The organism is Pseudomonas sp. 05N433, from assembly GCF_056396925.1.
Genome location: NZ_JBFTML010000010.1, coordinates 282,514 through 300,080, shown reverse-complemented (window position 1 = coordinate 300,080; position 17,567 = coordinate 282,514). Strand labels below are relative to the sequence as shown.

At 57.9% G+C, this 17,567-nt stretch carries 18 protein-coding genes; all 18 read left to right on the top strand.

The features are described 5' to 3' along the window. Positions 1 to 25: 25 nt before the first annotated feature. The 18 genes from mnmG (at position 26) to AC1DIS_RS08280 (ending at position 17,557) form a co-directional block, all read left to right on the top strand. A complete protein-coding gene (mnmG, locus tag AC1DIS_RS08365) occupies positions 26 to 1,924 on the top strand; it encodes a tRNA uridine-5-carboxymethylaminomethyl(34) synthesis enzyme MnmG (RefSeq protein WP_477743525.1) in 1,899 nt (632 codons plus the stop codon). Further along, positions 1,921 to 2,565, top strand: a complete 645-nt coding sequence (rsmG, locus tag AC1DIS_RS08360) for a 16S rRNA (guanine(527)-N(7))-methyltransferase RsmG (RefSeq protein WP_477780824.1) — start codon at positions 1,921 to 1,923, stop codon at positions 2,563 to 2,565. Before mnmG ends, rsmG begins: the two co-directional genes overlap by 4 nt. A gap of 18 nt (positions 2,566 to 2,583) precedes the next feature. Further along, positions 2,584 to 3,381 carry a ParA family protein gene (locus AC1DIS_RS08355; RefSeq protein WP_007934331.1) on the top strand — a complete coding sequence of 266 codons (798 nt, stop codon included), beginning with the start codon at positions 2,584 to 2,586 and terminating at the stop codon, positions 3,379 to 3,381. A gap of 9 nt (positions 3,382 to 3,390) precedes the next feature. After that, positions 3,391 to 4,263 (top strand): ParB/RepB/Spo0J family partition protein, encoded by an 873-nt coding sequence (locus tag AC1DIS_RS08350; RefSeq protein WP_477780823.1) that lies wholly within the window; start codon positions 3,391 to 3,393, stop codon positions 4,261 to 4,263. Between the two features lie 148 nt (positions 4,264 to 4,411). Beyond that, the gene (locus AC1DIS_RS08345; RefSeq protein WP_064621181.1) at positions 4,412 to 4,819 is read left to right on the top strand and encodes a F0F1 ATP synthase subunit I; all 408 of its coding nucleotides are present in this window, start codon (positions 4,412 to 4,414) and stop codon (positions 4,817 to 4,819) included. Positions 4,820 to 4,835: 16 nt separating this feature from the next. Continuing rightward, the gene (atpB, locus tag AC1DIS_RS08340) at positions 4,836 to 5,705 is read left to right on the top strand and encodes a F0F1 ATP synthase subunit A (protein WP_007934337.1); all 870 of its coding nucleotides are present in this window, start codon (positions 4,836 to 4,838) and stop codon (positions 5,703 to 5,705) included. A 133-nt stretch (positions 5,706 to 5,838) separates the two neighbouring features. Then, positions 5,839 to 6,096, top strand: coding sequence for a F0F1 ATP synthase subunit C (gene atpE, locus AC1DIS_RS08335; protein WP_003097235.1), 258 nt, complete (start codon positions 5,839 to 5,841; stop codon positions 6,094 to 6,096). A 58-nt stretch (positions 6,097 to 6,154) separates the two neighbouring features. Beyond that, entirely contained in the window at positions 6,155 to 6,625 is a 471-nt protein-coding gene (locus AC1DIS_RS08330) for a F0F1 ATP synthase subunit B (RefSeq protein ID WP_007969903.1), read from the top strand. Positions 6,626 to 6,637: 12 nt separating this feature from the next. Further along, on the top strand, positions 6,638 to 7,174 hold the full coding sequence (locus AC1DIS_RS08325; RefSeq protein ID WP_064621179.1) for a F0F1 ATP synthase subunit delta: 537 nt from the start codon (positions 6,638 to 6,640) through the stop codon (positions 7,172 to 7,174). A 21-nt stretch (positions 7,175 to 7,195) separates the two neighbouring features. Further along, positions 7,196 to 8,740: a F0F1 ATP synthase subunit alpha gene (gene atpA, locus AC1DIS_RS08320; RefSeq protein WP_007969905.1), complete on the top strand. Its 1,545-nt coding sequence runs from the start codon at positions 7,196 to 7,198 to the stop codon at positions 8,738 to 8,740. 50 nt (positions 8,741 to 8,790) lie between these two features. Next, positions 8,791 to 9,651 (top strand): F0F1 ATP synthase subunit gamma, encoded by an 861-nt coding sequence (gene atpG / locus AC1DIS_RS08315; RefSeq protein ID WP_007934344.1) that lies wholly within the window; start codon positions 8,791 to 8,793, stop codon positions 9,649 to 9,651. A 27-nt stretch (positions 9,652 to 9,678) separates the two neighbouring features. Next, entirely contained in the window at positions 9,679 to 11,055 is a 1,377-nt protein-coding gene (atpD, locus tag AC1DIS_RS08310; protein ID WP_007969907.1) for a F0F1 ATP synthase subunit beta, read from the top strand. 45 nt (positions 11,056 to 11,100) lie between these two features. Then, entirely contained in the window at positions 11,101 to 11,526 is a 426-nt protein-coding gene (locus AC1DIS_RS08305) for a F0F1 ATP synthase subunit epsilon (protein ID WP_007934346.1), read from the top strand. A 117-nt stretch (positions 11,527 to 11,643) separates the two neighbouring features. Next, complete coding sequence (gene glmU, locus AC1DIS_RS08300) at positions 11,644 to 13,011, top strand: bifunctional UDP-N-acetylglucosamine diphosphorylase/glucosamine-1-phosphate N-acetyltransferase GlmU (protein ID WP_019580347.1); 1,368 nt, start codon at positions 11,644 to 11,646, stop codon at positions 13,009 to 13,011. A 195-nt stretch (positions 13,012 to 13,206) separates the two neighbouring features. Beyond that, on the top strand, positions 13,207 to 13,983 hold the full coding sequence (locus AC1DIS_RS08295; protein WP_007934349.1) for a DeoR/GlpR family DNA-binding transcription regulator: 777 nt from the start codon (positions 13,207 to 13,209) through the stop codon (positions 13,981 to 13,983). 1 nt (position 13,984) lies between these two features. Beyond that, a complete protein-coding gene (glmS, locus tag AC1DIS_RS08290) occupies positions 13,985 to 15,817 on the top strand; it encodes a glutamine--fructose-6-phosphate transaminase (isomerizing) (RefSeq protein WP_477743526.1) in 1,833 nt (610 codons plus the stop codon). 79 nt (positions 15,818 to 15,896) lie between these two features. Next, positions 15,897 to 16,799: a LysR family transcriptional regulator gene (locus tag AC1DIS_RS08285; RefSeq protein ID WP_477780822.1), complete on the top strand. Its 903-nt coding sequence runs from the start codon at positions 15,897 to 15,899 to the stop codon at positions 16,797 to 16,799. 131 nt (positions 16,800 to 16,930) lie between these two features. Further along, on the top strand, positions 16,931 to 17,557 hold the full coding sequence (locus tag AC1DIS_RS08280) for a glutathione S-transferase family protein (RefSeq protein ID WP_018927332.1): 627 nt from the start codon (positions 16,931 to 16,933) through the stop codon (positions 17,555 to 17,557). The last annotated feature ends 10 nt before the right edge of the window (positions 17,558 to 17,567 follow it).

Genomic DNA, 17,567 nt, shown 5'->3' with positions numbered 1-17,567 from the left:
GACTAAAGCAGGCACGAGGTGCGTGGTGGATTTCCCTTCCCGTTTTGAAGTGATCGTCATCGGCGGCGGTCATGCCGGTACCGAGGCAGCACTTGCATCAGCACGTATGGGGGCAAAAACCCTGTTGCTGACGCATAACGTGGAAACCCTCGGTGCCATGAGCTGCAATCCCGCCATTGGTGGGATCGGTAAAAGCCATCTGGTCAAGGAAATCGATGCCCTGGGCGGCGCGATGGCCATGGCTACCGATAAAGGTGGTATTCAATTTCGCGTATTGAACAGCCGCAAAGGCCCGGCCGTGCGTGCAACTCGCGCCCAGGCAGATCGGGTTCTGTACAAGGCCGCTGTCCGCGAAGCTTTGGAAAACCAGCCGAACCTGTGGATATTTCAACAGGCCGCGGACGACTTGATCGTCGAACAGGAACAAGTGCGCGGCGTTGTCACGCAAATGGGCCTGCGTTTCTTCGCCGACTCCGTGGTGCTGACGACGGGCACCTTCCTCGGTGGACTTATCCACATCGGGATGCAGAATTATTCCGGCGGTCGCGCCGGTGATCCGCCTTCGATTGCTTTGGCACGTCGTCTGCGTGAACTGCCATTGCGTGTCGGTCGCCTGAAAACCGGTACTCCGCCGCGTATCGACGGTCGGTCTGTGGATTTCTCGGTCATGACCGAGCAAGCCGGTGATACGCCGATCCCGGTCATGTCGTTCATGGGCTCCAAAGAACAGCACCCGAAACAGGTCAGTTGCTGGATCACCCACACCAACGCCCGGACCCACGAAATCATTGCCGCCAACCTCGACCGTTCGCCGATGTATTCCGATGCCGGGTTGATCGAAGGCATCGGCCCACGTTATTGCCCATCGATCGAAGACAAGATCCACCGCTTTGCCGACAAGGAAAGCCACCAGGTCTTCATCGAACCGGAAGGGTTGACCACTCACGAGCTGTACCCGAACGGGATATCCACATCCTTGCCGTTCGACGTGCAATTGCAGATCGTGCAATCGATCCGCGGCATGGAAAACGCGCACATCGTGCGTCCGGGCTACGCCATCGAGTACGACTATTTCGACCCGCGTGACCTGAAGTACAGCCTGGAAACCAAAGTGATCGCCGGTCTGTTCTTCGCCGGGCAAATCAACGGCACCACCGGTTACGAAGAAGCCGGCGCCCAGGGTTTGCTGGCTGGAGCCAACGCCGCACTGCGAGCCCAGGGCAAAGATGCCTGGTGCCCGCGTCGTGATGAAGCGTACATCGGCGTTTTGGTTGACGACCTGATTACCCTCGGTACCCAGGAACCGTATCGGATGTTCACATCCCGCGCCGAATACCGCTTGATTCTGCGCGAAGACAACGCCGACCTGCGCCTGACCGAAAAAGGTCGCGAACTGGGTCTGGTGGATGACGCGCGTTGGGCGGCTTTCTGCAAAAAACGCGAAAGCATCGATCTGGAAGAACAACGCCTGAAAAGTACCTGGGTTCGCCCGTGCACCGAGCAGGGCGATGCGATTGCCGAGAAGTTCGGCACGCCGCTGACCCACGAATACAATTTGCTCAACCTGCTGAGCCGTCCGGAAATCGACTACGCTGGTCTGATCGCCGTGACTGGCGGGGGCGCAGAAGATCCACAGGTCGCCGAACAGGTCGAAATCAAGACCAAATACGCCGGTTACATCGACCGTCAACAGGATGAAATCGCACGCCTGCGGGCCAGCGAAGACACCAAACTGCCTGTGGATATCGATTACACGAACATCTCCGGTCTCTCCAAGGAGATCCAGAGCAAGCTCGGTGCGACCCGTCCAGAGACTTTGGGCCAGGCGTCGCGTATTCCGGGCGTGACCCCAGCGGCGATTTCGCTGTTGATGATTCATTTGAAAAAACGCGGCGCGGGCCGTCAGTTGGAGCAAAGCGCTTGAGTTCGTTGGTTACCTCGCAACATGCAGAAGAGTTATCCACAGGTGCTCGCCAGCTCGGTGTCACACTGACGGAAACCCAGCACRCTCAGCTGCTGGGTTATCTGGCCTTGTTGATCAAATGGAACAAGGCTTACAACCTGACCGCCGTGCGCGATCCGGACGAAATGGTCTCCCGTCACCTGCTCGATAGCTTGAGCGTGATGTCGTTCGTCGAAAATGGTCGCTGGCTGGACGTTGGCAGCGGCGGAGGCATGCCGGGTATTCCGTTGGCGATCCTGTTTCCTGAGTCCCAGGTGACCTGTCTGGACAGCAACGGCAAGAAAACCCGCTTCCTGACCCAGGTCAAACTCGAACTCAAACTGGATAACCTGCAAGTTATCCACAGTCGCGTCGAAGCCTTCCAGCCTGAACTGCCATTCAACGGGATCATTTCCCGGGCGTTCAGCAGCATGGAGAACTTCAGCAACTGGACTCGCCATTTGGGCGACGCCGACACACGCTGGCTGGCAATGAAGGGCGTTCATCCCGCCGATGAGCTGGTAGCATTGCCGGCAGACTTCCACCTCGATAGCGAACACGCCCTGGCCGTACCCGGTTGCCAAGGCCAACGCCATCTGCTGATACTGCGCCGCACGGCATGATTGGGAACACAAGCAAGAATGGCTAAGGTATTCGCGATAGCGAACCAAAAGGGTGGTGTGGGCAAGACCACCACCTGCATCAACCTCGCAGCTTCCCTGGTCGCTACCAAGCGTCGGGTGCTGTTGATCGATCTTGATCCACAGGGCAACGCCACCATGGGTAGCGGTGTGGATAAACACGGCCTGGAAAACTCGGTCTACGATCTGTTGATCGGTGAATGTGATCTGGCCCAGGCCATGCACTATTCCGAACACGGTGGTTACCAGTTGTTGCCGGCAAACCGCGATCTGACCGCGGCCGAAGTCGTTCTGCTGGAAATGCAGATGAAGGAAAGCCGCCTGCGCAGCGCGTTGGCGCCGATCCGTGAAAACTACGATTACATTTTGATCGACTGCCCGCCATCGCTGTCGATGCTCACGCTCAATGCGCTGGTTGCCGCCGACGGGGTCATTATCCCCATGCAGTGCGAGTACTTCGCGCTCGAAGGGTTGAGCGACCTTGTGGATAACATCAAGCGCATTGCCGAACTGCTGAACCCGAACCTGAAAGTCGAAGGCCTGTTGCGGACCATGTATGACCCGCGCCTGAGCCTGATGAACGACGTCTCGGCGCAGCTCAAGGAACACTTTGGCGATCAGCTCTACGACACCGTGATTCCGCGCAACATCCGTCTGGCCGAAGCGCCAAGCTATGGCATGCCGGCACTGGCGTACGATAAATCATCGCGCGGCGCGATTGCCTATCTGGCATTGGCCGGTGAGATGGTTCGCCGTCAACGCAAAAATTCACGCACCGCCGCTGCCCAGGCAACTTAAGGAATCCCCATGGCCGTCAAGAAACGAGGTCTCGGACGTGGACTGGATGCACTGCTGAGTGGTCCGACTGTCAGCTCGCTGGAAGAACAAGCGGTGCAAGCCGACCAGCGTGAGCTGCAGCACCTGCCCCTGGACCTGATCCAGCGTGGCAAGTACCAGCCGCGTCGCGACATGGATCCTCAGGCGCTGGAAGAGCTGGCGCAGTCGATCAAGGCTCRGGGCGTGATGCAGCCGATCGTGGTTCGCCCGATTGGCAGCGGTCGCTTCGAAATCATCGCCGGCGAACGCCGCTGGCGCGCCAGCCAGCAGGCTGGCCAGGAAACCATCCCGGCGATGGTCCGCGATGTGCCGGATGAAACCGCCATCGCCATGGCGTTGATCGAGAATATCCAGCGCGAAGACCTCAATCCGATCGAAGAAGCGGTGGCCTTGCAGCGTTTGCAGCAGGAATTCCAGCTGACTCAGCAACAAGTGGCCGAGGCTGTGGGTAAGTCCCGCGTTACCGTGGCCAACCTGTTGCGCCTGATTTCGTTGCCGGAAGTCATCAAGACCATGCTGTCTCACGGCGACCTGGAAATGGGTCATGCCCGTGCCTTGCTGGGTTTACCGGAAAACCAACAGGTTGAAGGGGCGCGACATGTTGTCGCACGGGGGCTGACTGTGCGCCAGACTGAAGCACTGGTTCGCCAGTGGTTGAGTGGCAAACCGGAGCCTGTGGAACCGGCAAAACCGGACCCGGATATCGCCCGGCTCGAGCAGCGCCTGGCCGAGCGCCTAGGCTCTGCGGTGCAGATCCGCCACGGAAAGAAGGGTAAGGGGCAGTTGGTGATCGGCTACAACTCTCTTGATGAACTTCAAGGTGTGCTCGCACACATCCGCTGAAACAATTCCTCTTGTAGCGTGAAGTCGGAAATCACTACCTGACAGTTGAATAGGGGCAGAACCGCCCCTATACTCTGCGCGCATTTTGTCGGCACAAATTATGCCAAGTTATTGAATTTCGGCAGCCGACCATTGGGGAGCAAAAGTGATGGAAAACCGCACGCCAGACCGCTTGCCTTTCCATCGATTGGCTGTTTTTCCGGTGTTAATGGCTCAATTCGTCGTTTTGCTGATTGCCGCTTTGGCGCTCTGGCGATGGTATGGAGTCGTTGCCGGGTACTCAGGACTTTGCGGAGGCCTGATAGCCTTGCTTCCCAATATTTATTTCGCTCACAGGGCATTTCGGTTTTCCGGCGCCCGAGCAGCTCAAGCTATCGTCCGGTCTTTTTATGCCGGCGAGGCGGGCAAACTGATTTTGACGGCAGTGCTGTTTGCACTGACGTTTGCAGGTGTGAAGCCATTGGCGCCGCTAGCAGTATTCGGCGTCTTCGTGCTGACCCAACTGGTCAGCTGGTTCGCTCCCCTGCTTATGAGAACAAGACTTTCGAGACCTTAGGGCGTTTGAGGCAACCATGGCAGAAACAACCGCTTCGGGCTATATCCAGCACCACTTGCAGAACCTGACCTTCGGTCAGCTACCCAACGGCGGCTGGGGCTTTGCCCACTCCGCAGCAGAAGCCAAGGAAATGGGCTTCTGGGCTTTCCACGTCGATACCCTCGGCTGGTCGGTCGCGTTGGGTCTGATCTTCGTTCTTCTTTTCCGCATGGCGGCAAAGAAGGCGACTACAGGTGTACCTGGTGCTTTGCAGAACTTCGTTGAAGTATTGGTCGAATTCGTCGATGGCAGCGTGAAAGACAGCTTCCATGGCCGTAGTCCAGTGGTTGCACCGCTGGCACTGACCATCTTCGTCTGGGTCTTCCTGATGAACGCCATCGACCTGGTACCGGTTGACTGGATTCCTCAGCTGGCCATCCTGATCTCCGGCGACCACCACATCCCGTTCCGCGCCGTGTCGACCACCGACCCGAACGCTACCTTGGCCATGGCCTTCACGGTGTTTGCGCTGATCATTTTCTACAGCATCAAGATCAAGGGCCTCGGCGGCTTCATCGGCGAGCTGACCCTGCACCCGTTCGGCAGCAAGAACATCTTTGTTCAGGCGCTGCTGATTCCGGTGAACTTCCTGCTGGAATTCGTGACCCTGATCGCCAAGCCGATCTCCCTGGCTCTGCGTCTGTTCGGCAACATGTATGCCGGTGAGCTGGTGTTCATTCTGATCGCTGTGATGTTCGGCAGCGGTCTGCTCTGGCTGAGCGGCCTGGGCGTAGTTCTGCAGTGGGCGTGGGCTGTGTTCCACATCCTGATCATCACCCTGCAGGCATTTATCTTCATGATGCTGACCATCGTCTACCTGTCGATGGCGCACGAAGAAAACCATTAAGACCAGTCTCGACTGGTCTGATGTCCCACCCGGTCAAACGGGTGGGTGCCCTAAACGGGCTATGAAACGATTTGTTTTACCGCTTTAAAATCTAAAAAACCTAAACCATACGACGTAAAAGTCGGGAGGAAAGATGGAAACTGTAGTTGGTCTAACCGCTATCGCTGTTGCACTGTTGATCGGCCTGGGCGCACTGGGTACCGCAATTGGTTTCGGCCTGCTGGGCGGCAAGTTCCTGGAAGGCGCAGCGCGTCAGCCAGAAATGGTTCCAATGCTGCAAGTTAAAATGTTCATCGTTGCCGGTCTGCTCGACGCCGTAACCATGATCGGTGTTGGTATCGCTCTGTTCTTCACCTTTGCGAACCCGTTCGTTGGTCAAATCGCTGGCTAATTACTCGGATCTTCCGGGTAATTTGGTGTGATGGACAACGTAACTGCGAGGTGTTGGCGTGAACATTAATGCGACCCTGATTGGCCAGTCCGTTGCGTTCCTGATTTTTGTACTGTTCTGCATGAAGTTCGTATGGCCTCCGGTCATCACGGCTCTGCACGAACGTCAAAAGAAGATCGCTGATGGTCTGGACGCTGCCAGCCGAGCAGCTCGCGACCTGGAGTTGGCCCAAGAGAAAGCGGGTCAGCAACTGCGCGAAGCGAAAGCTCAGGCAGCTGAAATCATCGAGCAAGCCAAGAAACGCGGTACCCAGATTGTCGACGAAGCCCGTGAACAGGCTCGCGTCGAAGCTGACCGTGTGAAGGCTCAGGCTCAGGCCGAGATCGAACAGGAACTGAACAGCGTCAAAGACGCGCTGCGCGCCCAAGTGGGTAGCCTGGCCGTTGGCGGTGCTTCGAAGATCCTGGGCAAAGCAATCGATCAAAACGCGCACGCAGAGCTGGTTAACCAACTGGCTGCTGAAATCTAAGCGAGGGCGATCATGGCAGAACTGACCACGTTGGCCCGACCTTACGCTAAGGCGGCCTTCGAGCACGCTCAGGCCCACCAGCAACTGGCCAATTGGTCAGCCATGCTCGGCCTGGCAGCAGCGGTGTCGCAAGACGACACCATGCAGCGCGTGCTCAAGGCCCCGCGACTGACGAGCGCAGAAAAGGCCGCCACGTTCATTGACGTGTGCGGCGACAAGTTTGATGCCAAGGCACAGAACTTCATTCACGTCGTTGCCGAAAACGACCGTCTCCCGCTTCTGCCGGAGATCGCCGCTCTGTTTGACCTGTACAAGGCCGAACAAGAGAAATCGGTAGACGTTGAAGTGACCAGTGCTTTTGCATTGAACCAAGAACAGCAAGACAAACTCGCCAAGGTTCTCAGTGCACGACTCAACCGGGAAGTGCGCCTGCAAGTCGAGGAAGACTCATCCCTTATTGGTGGTGTTGTCATCCGCGCCGGCGACCTGGTTATCGATGGCTCGATTCGCGGCAAAATCGCGAAACTTGCCGAAGCATTGAAATCTTGAGTTTGAAGGGGCAGCAGAGCAATGCAGCAACTCAATCCTTCCGAAATAAGTGAAATTATCAAGGGCCGCATCGACAAGCTCGATGTGACCTCCCAAGCCCGTAACGAAGGCACTGTCGTCAGCGTATCTGACGGTATCGTGCGGATTCACGGTCTGGCCGACGTTATGTACGGCGAGATGATCGAGTTTCCGGGCGGCGTCTTCGGTATGGCTCTCAACCTGGAGCAAGACTCTGTAGGTGCCGTTGTATTGGGCGCATACCAGACTCTGGCTGAAGGCATGAGCGCCAAGTGCACCGGCCGCATCCTCGAAGTTCCGGTTGGTAAGGAACTGCTGGGTCGCGTAGTCGACGCACTGGGTAACCCAGTTGACGGCAAAGGTCCGCTGAACAACACCGAGACCGACGCGGTCGAGAAAGTTGCTCCAGGCGTGATCTGGCGTAAGTCGGTAGACCAGCCTGTACAGACTGGCTACAAGGCTGTCGATGCGATGATCCCTGTCGGCCGTGGCCAGCGTGAGCTGATCATCGGTGACCGTCAGATCGGTAAAACCGCTCTGGCGATCGACGCGATCATCAACCAGAAAGACAGCGGCATTTTCTGCGTCTACGTAGCTATCGGTCAGAAGCAATCGACCATCGCCAACGTAGTTCGCAAGCTGGAAGAAAACGGTGCACTGGCTAACACCATCATCGTTGCAGCGAGCGCTTCGGAATCTGCAGCACTGCAATTCCTGGCACCGTACTCCGGTTGCACCATGGGCGAATACTTCCGCGATCGCGGTGAAGACGCGCTGATCGTTTATGACGATCTGTCCAAGCAAGCAGTGGCTTACCGCCAGATTTCCCTGCTGCTGCGCCGTCCACCAGGCCGTGAAGCTTACCCAGGCGACGTGTTCTATCTCCACTCCCGTCTGCTGGAGCGCGCATCCCGCGTTTCGGAAGAATACGTAGAGAAGTTCACCAACGGCGCAGTGACCGGCAAAACCGGTTCCCTGACCGCACTGCCGATCATCGAAACCCAGGCTGGCGACGTTTCCGCGTTCGTKCCGACCAACGTGATTTCCATCACCGACGGTCAGATCTTCCTGGAATCGGCCATGTTCAACTCGGGCATCCGTCCTGCTGTGAACGCCGGTGTTTCGGTATCCCGTGTGGGTGGTGCSGCYCAGACCAAGATCATCAAGAAGCTGTCCGGTGGTATCCGTACCGCTCTGGCTCAGTACCGTGAACTGGCGGCATTCGCCCAGTTCGCTTCTGACCTGGACGAAGCGACCCGTAAGCAACTTGAGCATGGTCAGCGCGTTACCGAGCTGATGAAGCAGAAGCAATACGCGCCAATGTCGATCGCCGACATGTCGCTGTCGCTGTATGCCGCTGAGCGTGGGTTCCTGACCGACGTTGAAATCGCCAAGATCGGCAGCTTCGAGCAAGCGCTGATTGCTTACTTCAACCGCGATCACGCCGACTTGATGGCGAAGATCAACGTGAAGGGTGACTTCAATGACGAAATCGATGGCGGCCTGAAAGCCGGTATCGAGAAGTTCAAGGCCACCCAAACCTGGTAAGCCGCAGCGGGAGCCTAGCGGCTCCCGCTTGCTAACCTGATAGGTGTTACATGGCAGGCGCAAAAGAGATTCGCAGTAAGATTGCGAGCATCAAAAGCACGCAAAAGATTACCAGCGCCATGGAAAAAGTGGCGGTCAGCAAAATGCGCAAGGCACAAATGCGCATGGCTGCTAGCCGTCCTTATGCGGAGCGCATCCGCCAGGTTATTGGCCATCTGGCCAACGCTAACCCGGAATATCGCCACCCGTTCATGATCGACCGTGAAGTAAAGCGCGTTGGTTATGTCGTAGTGAGCAGTGACCGTGGTCTGTGTGGTGGCTTGAACACCAACCTGTTCAAGGCTTTGGTCAAGGACATGGCGGTAAACCGCGAAAACGGCGTCGAGATCGATCTGTGTGTCGTTGGTAGCAAGGGTGCGGCTTTCTTCCGCAACTTCGGCGGTAACGTCGTTGCAGCTATCAGCCACTTGGGTGAAGAGCCGTCGATCAATGATCTGATCGGCAGCGTCAAGGTGATGCTGGATGCCTACCTGGATGGCCGTATTGACCGCCTGTCCGTGGTGTCCAACAAGTTCATCAACACCATGACACAACAGCCTACCGTGGAGCAGTTGATTCCACTGGTGGCAACCCCGGATCAAGAACTCAAGCACCACTGGGATTATCTGTACGAACCGGACGCCAAAGAGCTGCTTGACGGCTTGATGGTCCGTTACGTGGAGTCGCAGGTCTACCAGGCGGTGGTCGAGAACAACGCGGCTGAACAAGCTGCGCGGATGATCGCGATGAAGAACGCTACCGACAACGCCGGTGATTTGATCAGCGATTTGCAGCTGGTCTACAACAAGGCGCGTCAGGCTGCGATCACCCAAGAGATCTCGGAAATCGTCGGCGGCGCTGCCGCGGTTTAACGGTTCAAATATTCAGAGGATCCAGCTATGAGTAGCGGACGTATCGTTCAAATCATCGGCGCCGTTATCGACGTGGAATTCCCACGCGACAGCGTACCGAGCATCTACGACGCCTTGAAAGTTCAAGGCGCCGAAACCACTCTGGAAGTTCAGCAGCAGCTGGGCGACGGCGTGGTTCGTACCATTGCGATGGGCTCCACCGAAGGCTTGAAGCGCGGTCTGGACGTCAACAACACTGGCGCAGCCATCTCCGTACCGGTCGGTAAAGCGACCCTGGGCCGGATCATGGACGTACTGGGCAACCCGATCGACGAAGCTGGTCCGATCGGCGAAGAAGAGCGTTGGGGCATTCACCGTCCTGCGCCAACCTTCGCTGAACAAGCGGGCGGCAACGAGCTGCTGGAAACAGGCATCAAGGTTATCGACCTGGTTTGCCCGTTCGCCAAGGGCGGTAAAGTCGGTCTGTTCGGTGGTGCCGGTGTAGGCAAGACCGTAAACATGATGGAACTGATCCGTAACATCGCCATCGAGCACAGCGGTTATTCCGTGTTCGCCGGTGTGGGTGAGCGTACTCGTGAGGGTAACGACTTCTACCACGAGATGAAGGACTCCAACGTTCTGGACAAAGTGGCACTGGTTTACGGTCAGATGAACGAGCCGCCGGGAAACCGTCTGCGCGTAGCACTGACCGGCCTGACCATGGCCGAGAAGTTCCGTGACGAAGGTAACGACGTTCTGCTGTTCGTCGACAACATCTATCGTTACACCCTGGCCGGTACTGAAGTATCCGCACTGCTGGGCCGTATGCCTTCGGCGGTAGGTTACCAGCCGACCCTGGCTGAAGAGATGGGCGTGCTGCAAGAGCGCATCACTTCGACCAAGCAAGGTTCGATTACTTCGATCCAGGCGGTATACGTACCAGCGGACGACTTGACCGACCCGTCGCCAGCGACCACCTTCGCCCACTTGGACGCCACTGTCGTTCTGTCCCGTGACATCGCTTCCCTGGGTATCTACCCTGCGGTAGACCCACTGGACTCGACTTCGCGTCAGCTGGACCCGAACGTGATCGGCAACGACCACTACGAAACCGCTCGCGGYGTTCAGTAYGTKCTGCAGCGYTACAARGARCTGAAGGACATCATTGCGATCCTGGGTATGGACGAGCTGTCGGAAGCCGACAAGCAGTTGGTAAACCGTGCTCGTAAGATCCAGCGTTTCTTGTCGCAGCCGTTCTTCGTGGCTGAAGTCTTCACCGGTGCTTCGGGTAAATACGTTTCCCTGAAAGACACCATTGCTGGCTTCAAAGGCATCCTCAACGGTGACTACGACCACCTGCCAGAACAAGCGTTCTACATGGTCGGCGGCATCGAAGAAGCGATCGAGAAAGCCAAGAAACTGTAATCCCGGCGCCCGGCAACGGGCGCTAATTTAGGTTGAGGCAATCAGATGGCTATGACAGTCCATTGCGATATCGTCAGCGCGGAAGGGGAAATCTTTTCCGGCCTGGTCGAGATGGTGGTTGCGCACGGTGCACTGGGTGATCTTGGTATCGCCCTGGGTCACGCGCCGCTGATCACCAATCTCAAGCCGGGCCCGATCCGCCTGATCAAGCAGGGCGGGGAAGAGGAGGTGTATTACATCTCCGGTGGTTTCCTCGAGGTTCAGCCGAACATGGTCAAGGTTCTCGCCGACACCGTGCAACGCGCTGCCGACCTGGACGAAGCCGCAGCTTTGGAAGCCGTTAAGGCTGCCGAGAAAGCCTTGCATGAGCGAGGCGCGGAATTCGATTACGGTTCTGCTGCCGCACGTCTGGCCGAGGCTGCAGCTCAGCTGCGCACCGTCCAGCAGATCCGCAAGAAGTTCGGCCACTAATCGGCCATCGACTTGTTGCGCGATTGATTAAAAAGGGTAGCCTCGGCTACCCTTTTTTCTTTTTCGATATTCATCACCTGGTCGCAGTTGCTGACCACCCAGGATTGGTAGCCAGTCATGTCCCTTGAAATCGTTATCCTCGCTGCCGGCCAAGGCACTCGCATGCGTTCGGCCTTGCCGAAAGTCCTGCATCCGATTGCCGGTAATTCAATGCTCGGCCATGTTATCCACAGCGCCCGGCAACTTGATCCACAGCGCATCCACGTGGTGATCGGCCATGGTGCCGAAGCGGTGCGCGAGCGTCTGGCCGCCGATGACCTGAATTTCGTCCTGCAGGACCAACAGCTGGGTACCGGTCATGCGGTGGCCCAGGCTGTGCCGTTCATCGAGTCCGATACCGTGCTGATTCTCTACGGTGACGTGCCGTTGATCGAAGTCGAAACCCTGCAACGTCTGCTCAAGCAGGCTGCACCGCAGCAATTGGGTCTGCTGACTGTCGAGTTGGATGACCCGACTGGCTACGGCCGTATTGTCCGTGATGCCGCCGGCAAAGTGACTGCCATCGTTGAGCAGAAAGATGCCAACGCGGTTGAGCGTGCGATCACCGAAGGCAATACCGGCATTTTGGCGGTGCCTTCCCAGCGTTTGGGCGATTGGCTGGGCCGCCTCTCCAACAACAATGCCCAGGGCGAGTACTACCTGACCGACGTGATTGCCATGGCGGTCAGTGATGGTCTGGTGGTGGCCACAGAACAACCCCATGACGCCATGGAAGTGCAGGGCGCCAACGATCGCAAACAACTGGCCGAGCTTGAGCGTCATTATCAACTGCGCGCCGCTCGTCGTTTGATGGCTCAAGGCGTAACCCTGCGCGACCCGACACGTTTCGATGTGCGCGGTGAGGTTACCGTTGGTCGCGATATCCTGATCGACATCAACGTGATTCTCGAGGGCAAAGTGGTCATCGAGGACGACGTGGTGATCGGCCCGAACTGCGTGATCAAGGACAGCACCCTGCGCAAAGGCGTGGTGATCAAGGCCAACAGTCATATCGAAGGCGCGATTCTCGGCGAAGGCAGCGATGCCGGCCCGTTCGCTCGTTTGCGTCCTGGCACAGTGCTGGAGGCCCGCGCACATGTGGGTAACTTTGTTGAACTGAAGAACGCTCACATGGGCGAAGGTGCCAAGGCCGGTCACTTGACGTATCTGGGCGATGCCGAGATCGGTGCGCGCACCAACATTGGCGCCGGCACCATCACCTGCAACTACGACGGTGCCAACAAGTGGAAAACCGTGCTGGGTGAAGATGTGTTCATCGGCTCCAACAACTCGTTGGTGGCGCCTGTGGATATCTCCTCCGGTGCGACCACGGCGGCCGGTTCGACCATTACCCAGAATGTGGATAACGCTCAATTGGCCGTTGGCCGGGCTCGACAGAAGAACATCGACGGCTGGAAGCGGCCTGAGAAGATCAAGAAGAGTTAAGTTATCCACAGATCAAAAGATCGCAGCCTTCGGCAGCTCCTACAGGGAATTCGTGTTCACTCTGTAGGAGCTGCCGGAGGCTGCGATCTTTTTTTGAGTTATCCACACATCTTTTTTTCTGAAGCTGGCTTGACGAAGTTTCGCCGATAGGTTTTGATTGCTTACGTTATCTTTCGAATCGAAACTTACCAAGTCATGTCAAAGCGCAACACGCCCCAACGCCGCCACAATATCCTCGCCTTGCTCAATGAGCAGGGCGAAGTCAGTGTGGACGAGTTGGCCAAACGCTTCGAAACCTCGGAAGTTACGATTCGCAAGGATCTGGCCGCGCTTGAAAGCAACGGTCTGTTGCTGCGTCGTTATGGCGGCGCGGTCACCATGCCGCAGGAGCTGGTCGCCGATATCGGCCAACCGGTTTCGAAATACAAGCAGGCCATTGCCCGCGCCGCCGTCACGCGGATTCGCGAGCATGCGCGCATTATCATCGACAGCGGCAGTACCACCGCCGCGATGATCCCGGAACTCGGCCAGCAACCGGGCCTGGTGGTGATGACCAACTCCCTGCATGTCGCCAACGCGTTGACTGAACTCGAGCACGAACCGGTGCTGTTGATGACCGGTGGTACCTGGGATCCGCATTCCGAATCCTTCCAGGGGCAGGTGGCAGAGCAGGTACTACGCTCATATGACTTCGATCAGTTATTTATTGGCGCCGATGGCATCGATCTGGTGCGCGGGACCACCACCTTCAATGAATTGCTGGGACTGAGCCGTGTCATGGCCGAGGTCGCCCGCGAAGTGATCGTGATGGTCGAAGCCGACAAGATCGGCCGCAAGATTCCCAATCTGGAGCTGCCTTGGAGCAGTGTCCATACCCTTATTACCGATGATCGCCTGCCGCTTGAGGCCCGCGATCAGATTCAGGCCCGCGGCATCAATGTGATTTGCGCCGCTGTCAGTCAGGAGAAATAGCATGTGTGGAATTGTTGGTGCAGTCGCAGAACGGAACATTACCGCCATCCTGCTCGAAGGCCTCAAGCGTTTGGAATACCGTGGTTATGACAGCGCCGGTGTGGCGGTGTACACCAACGATGAAAAACTCTTGCGCCTGCGTCGGCCGGGCAAGGTCAGCGAACTGGAACAGGCGCTGATCGAAGAGCCTCTGGTCGGCCGTCTGGGCATTGCCCACACCCGCTGGGCGACTCACGGTGCACCGTGCGAACGCAACGCTCACCCGCATTTTTCGGGCGATCTGGCGGTGGTGCACAACGGCATCATCGAGAACCACGAAGCCCTGCGCGAGCAGCTCAAGGCCTTGGGCCACGTGTTCACCTCGGACACAGACACTGAAGTCATCGCCCATCTGCTCAACGAAAAGCTCAATGAGCAGCCCGACCTGACCGCGGCCCTGAAAGCGACCGTCAAAGAACTGCACGGCGCCTACGGTCTGGCAGTGATCAGCGCTCGGCAACCGGATCGCTTGGTAGCAGCCCGCAGCGGCAGCCCATTGGTAATCGGTCTGGGCCTGGGTGAAAACTTTCTTGCCTCCGACCAGTTGGCCCTGCGCCAGGTCACTGACCGCTTCATGTACCTGGAAGAAGGCGATATCGCCGAAATTCGCCGCGACAGCGTGCAGATCTGGGACATTAATGGCGTGCTCGTCGAGCGTGAAAGCATTCAGTACCGTGACGGTGCCGAAGCCGCTGACAAAGGCGAGTTCCGGCATTACATGCTCAAGGAAATTCACGAGCAACCGGCCGTGGTGCAACGCACGCTTGAAGGTCGCCTGAGTCAGAATCAGGTGCTGGTCCAGGCGTTTGGTTCACAAGCGGCCGAGTTGTTCGCCAAGGTGCGTAATGTACAGATCGTCGCCTGCGGCACCAGCTATCACGCCGGCATGGTTGCCCGTTACTGGCTCGAAGAACTGGCCGGCATCCCGTGCCAGGTCGAAGTCGCCAGCGAATTCCGCTATCGCAAAGTAGTGGTGCAGCCCGATACCCTGTTCGTGAGCATCTCCCAGTCAGGCGAAACCGCCGATACGTTGGCCGCGCTGCGCAATGCCAAGGAACTGGGCTTCCTTTCCAGCCTGGCAATCTGCAACGTCGGCATCAGCTCCCTGGTGCGTGAATCGGACCTGACGCTGCTGACCCAGGCCGGTCGCGAAATCGGCGTGGCCTCGACCAAAGCCTTCACCACTCAATTGGTGGGCCTGCTCTTGCTGACCCTGGCCCTGGGTCAGGTTCGCGGCACATTGGCCGCAGGTGTCGAAGCCACACTGGTGGAAGAACTGCGTCGCCTGCCGACCCGTCTGGGCGAAGCCCTGGCCATGGACAGCACTGTGGAAAAAATCGCCGAGCTGTTCGCCGAGAAGAACCACACCCTGTTCCTCGGTCGCGGTGCGCAATTCCCGGTGGCGATGGAAGGGGCGCTCAAGCTCAAGGAAATCTCCTACATCCACGCCGAAGCCTACCCGGCGGGCGAGCTGAAACATGGCCCGCTGGCGCTTGTGGATAACGACATGCCAGTGGTCACCGTGGCACCGAACAACGAGTTGCTGGAGAAGTTGAAGTCCAACCTCCAGGAAGTCCGCGCCCGCGGCGGTGAACTGATCGTCTTCGCCGACGAGCAGGCCGGCATGACCAACGGTGAAGGCACTCATGTTGTGCACATGCCGCATATCCACGACATCCTGTCGCCGATCCTCTACACGATTCCGTTGCAGCTTCTTTCGTACTACGTGGCGGTGTTGAAAGGTACTGACGTTGACCAGCCACGAAATCTGGCGAAGTCGGTGACGGTGGAATAAGTTATCCACAGGTGATCGAACCAATAAAAATCGCAGCCTACGGTTGCGATTTTTTTTACCTGAGCGAAGGACATACCCGATGGACCGATYCCAGGAAATGCAGGTCTTCGCCGCTGTCGCCCAGGACCAGGGTTTCTCGGCGGCGGCGCGGCGCTTGGGGATGTCGGCGGCCAGCGTTACCCGGGCAGTGGCGGCGCTTGAGCAGCGCATTGGCACTCAGTTGCTGACGCGCACCACCCGTAGCGTGCATTTGAGCGAGGCGGGCCAGCGTTATCTGGAGGACTGTCGGAGAATTCTCGCCGAGGTGCAGGAAGCCGAGGATTCGGCCGCCGGGAGCCATGCCCAGCCCCGTGGGCAACTGACGATCACCGCGCCGGTATTGTTCGGCGATTTGTTCGTCACGCCGCTCATGGTCGGTTACCTGACTCAATTTCCTGAAGTCAGCATCAACGCTGTACTGGTCGACCGGGTGGTGAGCATGGTCGAGGAGGGCATCGATGTGGCCGTGCGTATCGGTGAATTGCCTGACAGCAATCAGCACGCAATTCGAGTGGGCGAAGTGCGGCGGGTGATCTGCGCTTCCCCTGGATTCCTGACTGACCATGGTCGGCCTCGGCATCCGGCAGACTTGAGCCGCGCCCCGATCATCGCTACCTCGTCCATCGGGCAGCCCAGAAGCTGGCCGTTCCTTGAGGCGGGAGAGCCGATCAGTGTTCGTCCGGAGCCACGTCTTGTGGTCTCTGCCAATCAAGCGGCGATCACTGCCGCCGCCATGGGCCTGGGATTGACCCGAGTCCTGTCGTATCAAGTGGCGAGCAAGATCGCCACCGGTGAGCTGGAAATCGTCCTGGCTGACTTCGAACTGCCGCCATTGCCCATTCATGTGGTCTACCAGGGTGGGCGCAAGGCCCCGACGCGGGTTCGCAGTTTTGTGGACTTTGCGGTGAAGGGGCTGCGCGAACACCCGGCCCTGCACGGCTGAAGGTTTATTGCACTGGATGAAATAATGGATTGCGTTTGCTGGTTATTCTGTTGCTTTGGTTGTGGATGGAAGATTGCGCTCCATCGGCGCTGATCTTTCCTGAGCGGCGCCACCACCCAGCGGAGTCGACCATGCAAGCCATCAAACTCTACAACTTCCCCCGTTCCGGCCATGCTCACCGTGTAGAGCTGATGCTGTCGTTGTTGCAACTGCCGACCGAGCTGATCTTCGTCGATCTGGCCAAGGGCGCACACAAACAAGCGGATTTTCTTGCGCTCAACCCGTTTGGTCAGGTTCCGGTGATTGAGGATCAAGGCATGGTGCTGGCCGATTCCAACGCGATCCTGGTCTACCTTGCGCAGAAATACGGCAACGGTCGCTGGCTGCCAACCGATCCGGTCGGTGCCGCCAAGGTTCAGCGCTGGTTGTCGGTCGCCGCCGGGCCGATTGCCTTTGGCCCGGGCAGGGCAAGGCTGATCACTGTATTTGGTGCGCCTTACAACGCTGAAGAGGTGATCGCCTATTCTCACACCTGGCTCAAAGTGATCGATCAGGAACTGGGTGCAACGGCCTATCTGGCCGGTAGCGAGCCGACCATCGCCGACATCGCCGCCTACAGCTACATCGCCCATGCTCCGGAAGGCAATGTGTCGCTGGACGACTACGCCAACATCCGAGCCTGGCTGGCGCGCGTTGAAGCCTTGCCAGGGTTTGTCGGCATGCCACGCACCATCGCCGGTTTGCAAAAAACTGCCTGATGTTCACGGC

Bases quoted from the DNA above. Each gene is read 5' to 3' on its own strand.
- AC1DIS_RS08295 (WP_007934349.1), top strand. From the start codon at position 13,207: ATGTCAAAGCGCAACACGCCCCAACGCCGCCACAATATCCTCGCCTTG.
- glmS (WP_477743526.1), top strand. From the start codon at position 13,985: ATGTGTGGAATTGTTGGTGCAGTCGCAGAACGGAACATTACCGCCATC.
- atpE (WP_003097235.1), top strand. From the start codon at position 5,839: ATGGAAACTGTAGTTGGTCTAACCGCTATCGCTGTTGCACTGTTGATC.
- atpG (WP_007934344.1), top strand. From the start codon at position 8,791: ATGGCAGGCGCAAAAGAGATTCGCAGTAAGATTGCGAGCATCAAAAGC.
- AC1DIS_RS08355 (WP_007934331.1), top strand. From the start codon at position 2,584: ATGGCTAAGGTATTCGCGATAGCGAACCAAAAGGGTGGTGTGGGCAAG.
- AC1DIS_RS08345 (WP_064621181.1), top strand. From the start codon at position 4,412: ATGGAAAACCGCACGCCAGACCGCTTGCCTTTCCATCGATTGGCTGTT.
- atpB (WP_007934337.1), top strand. From the start codon at position 4,836: ATGGCAGAAACAACCGCTTCGGGCTATATCCAGCACCACTTGCAGAAC.
- AC1DIS_RS08305 (WP_007934346.1), top strand. From the start codon at position 11,101: ATGGCTATGACAGTCCATTGCGATATCGTCAGCGCGGAAGGGGAAATC.
- AC1DIS_RS08280 (WP_018927332.1), top strand. From the start codon at position 16,931: ATGCAAGCCATCAAACTCTACAACTTCCCCCGTTCCGGCCATGCTCAC.
- AC1DIS_RS08325 (WP_064621179.1), top strand. From the start codon at position 6,638: ATGGCAGAACTGACCACGTTGGCCCGACCTTACGCTAAGGCGGCCTTC.
- glmU (WP_019580347.1), top strand. From the start codon at position 11,644: ATGTCCCTTGAAATCGTTATCCTCGCTGCCGGCCAAGGCACTCGCATG.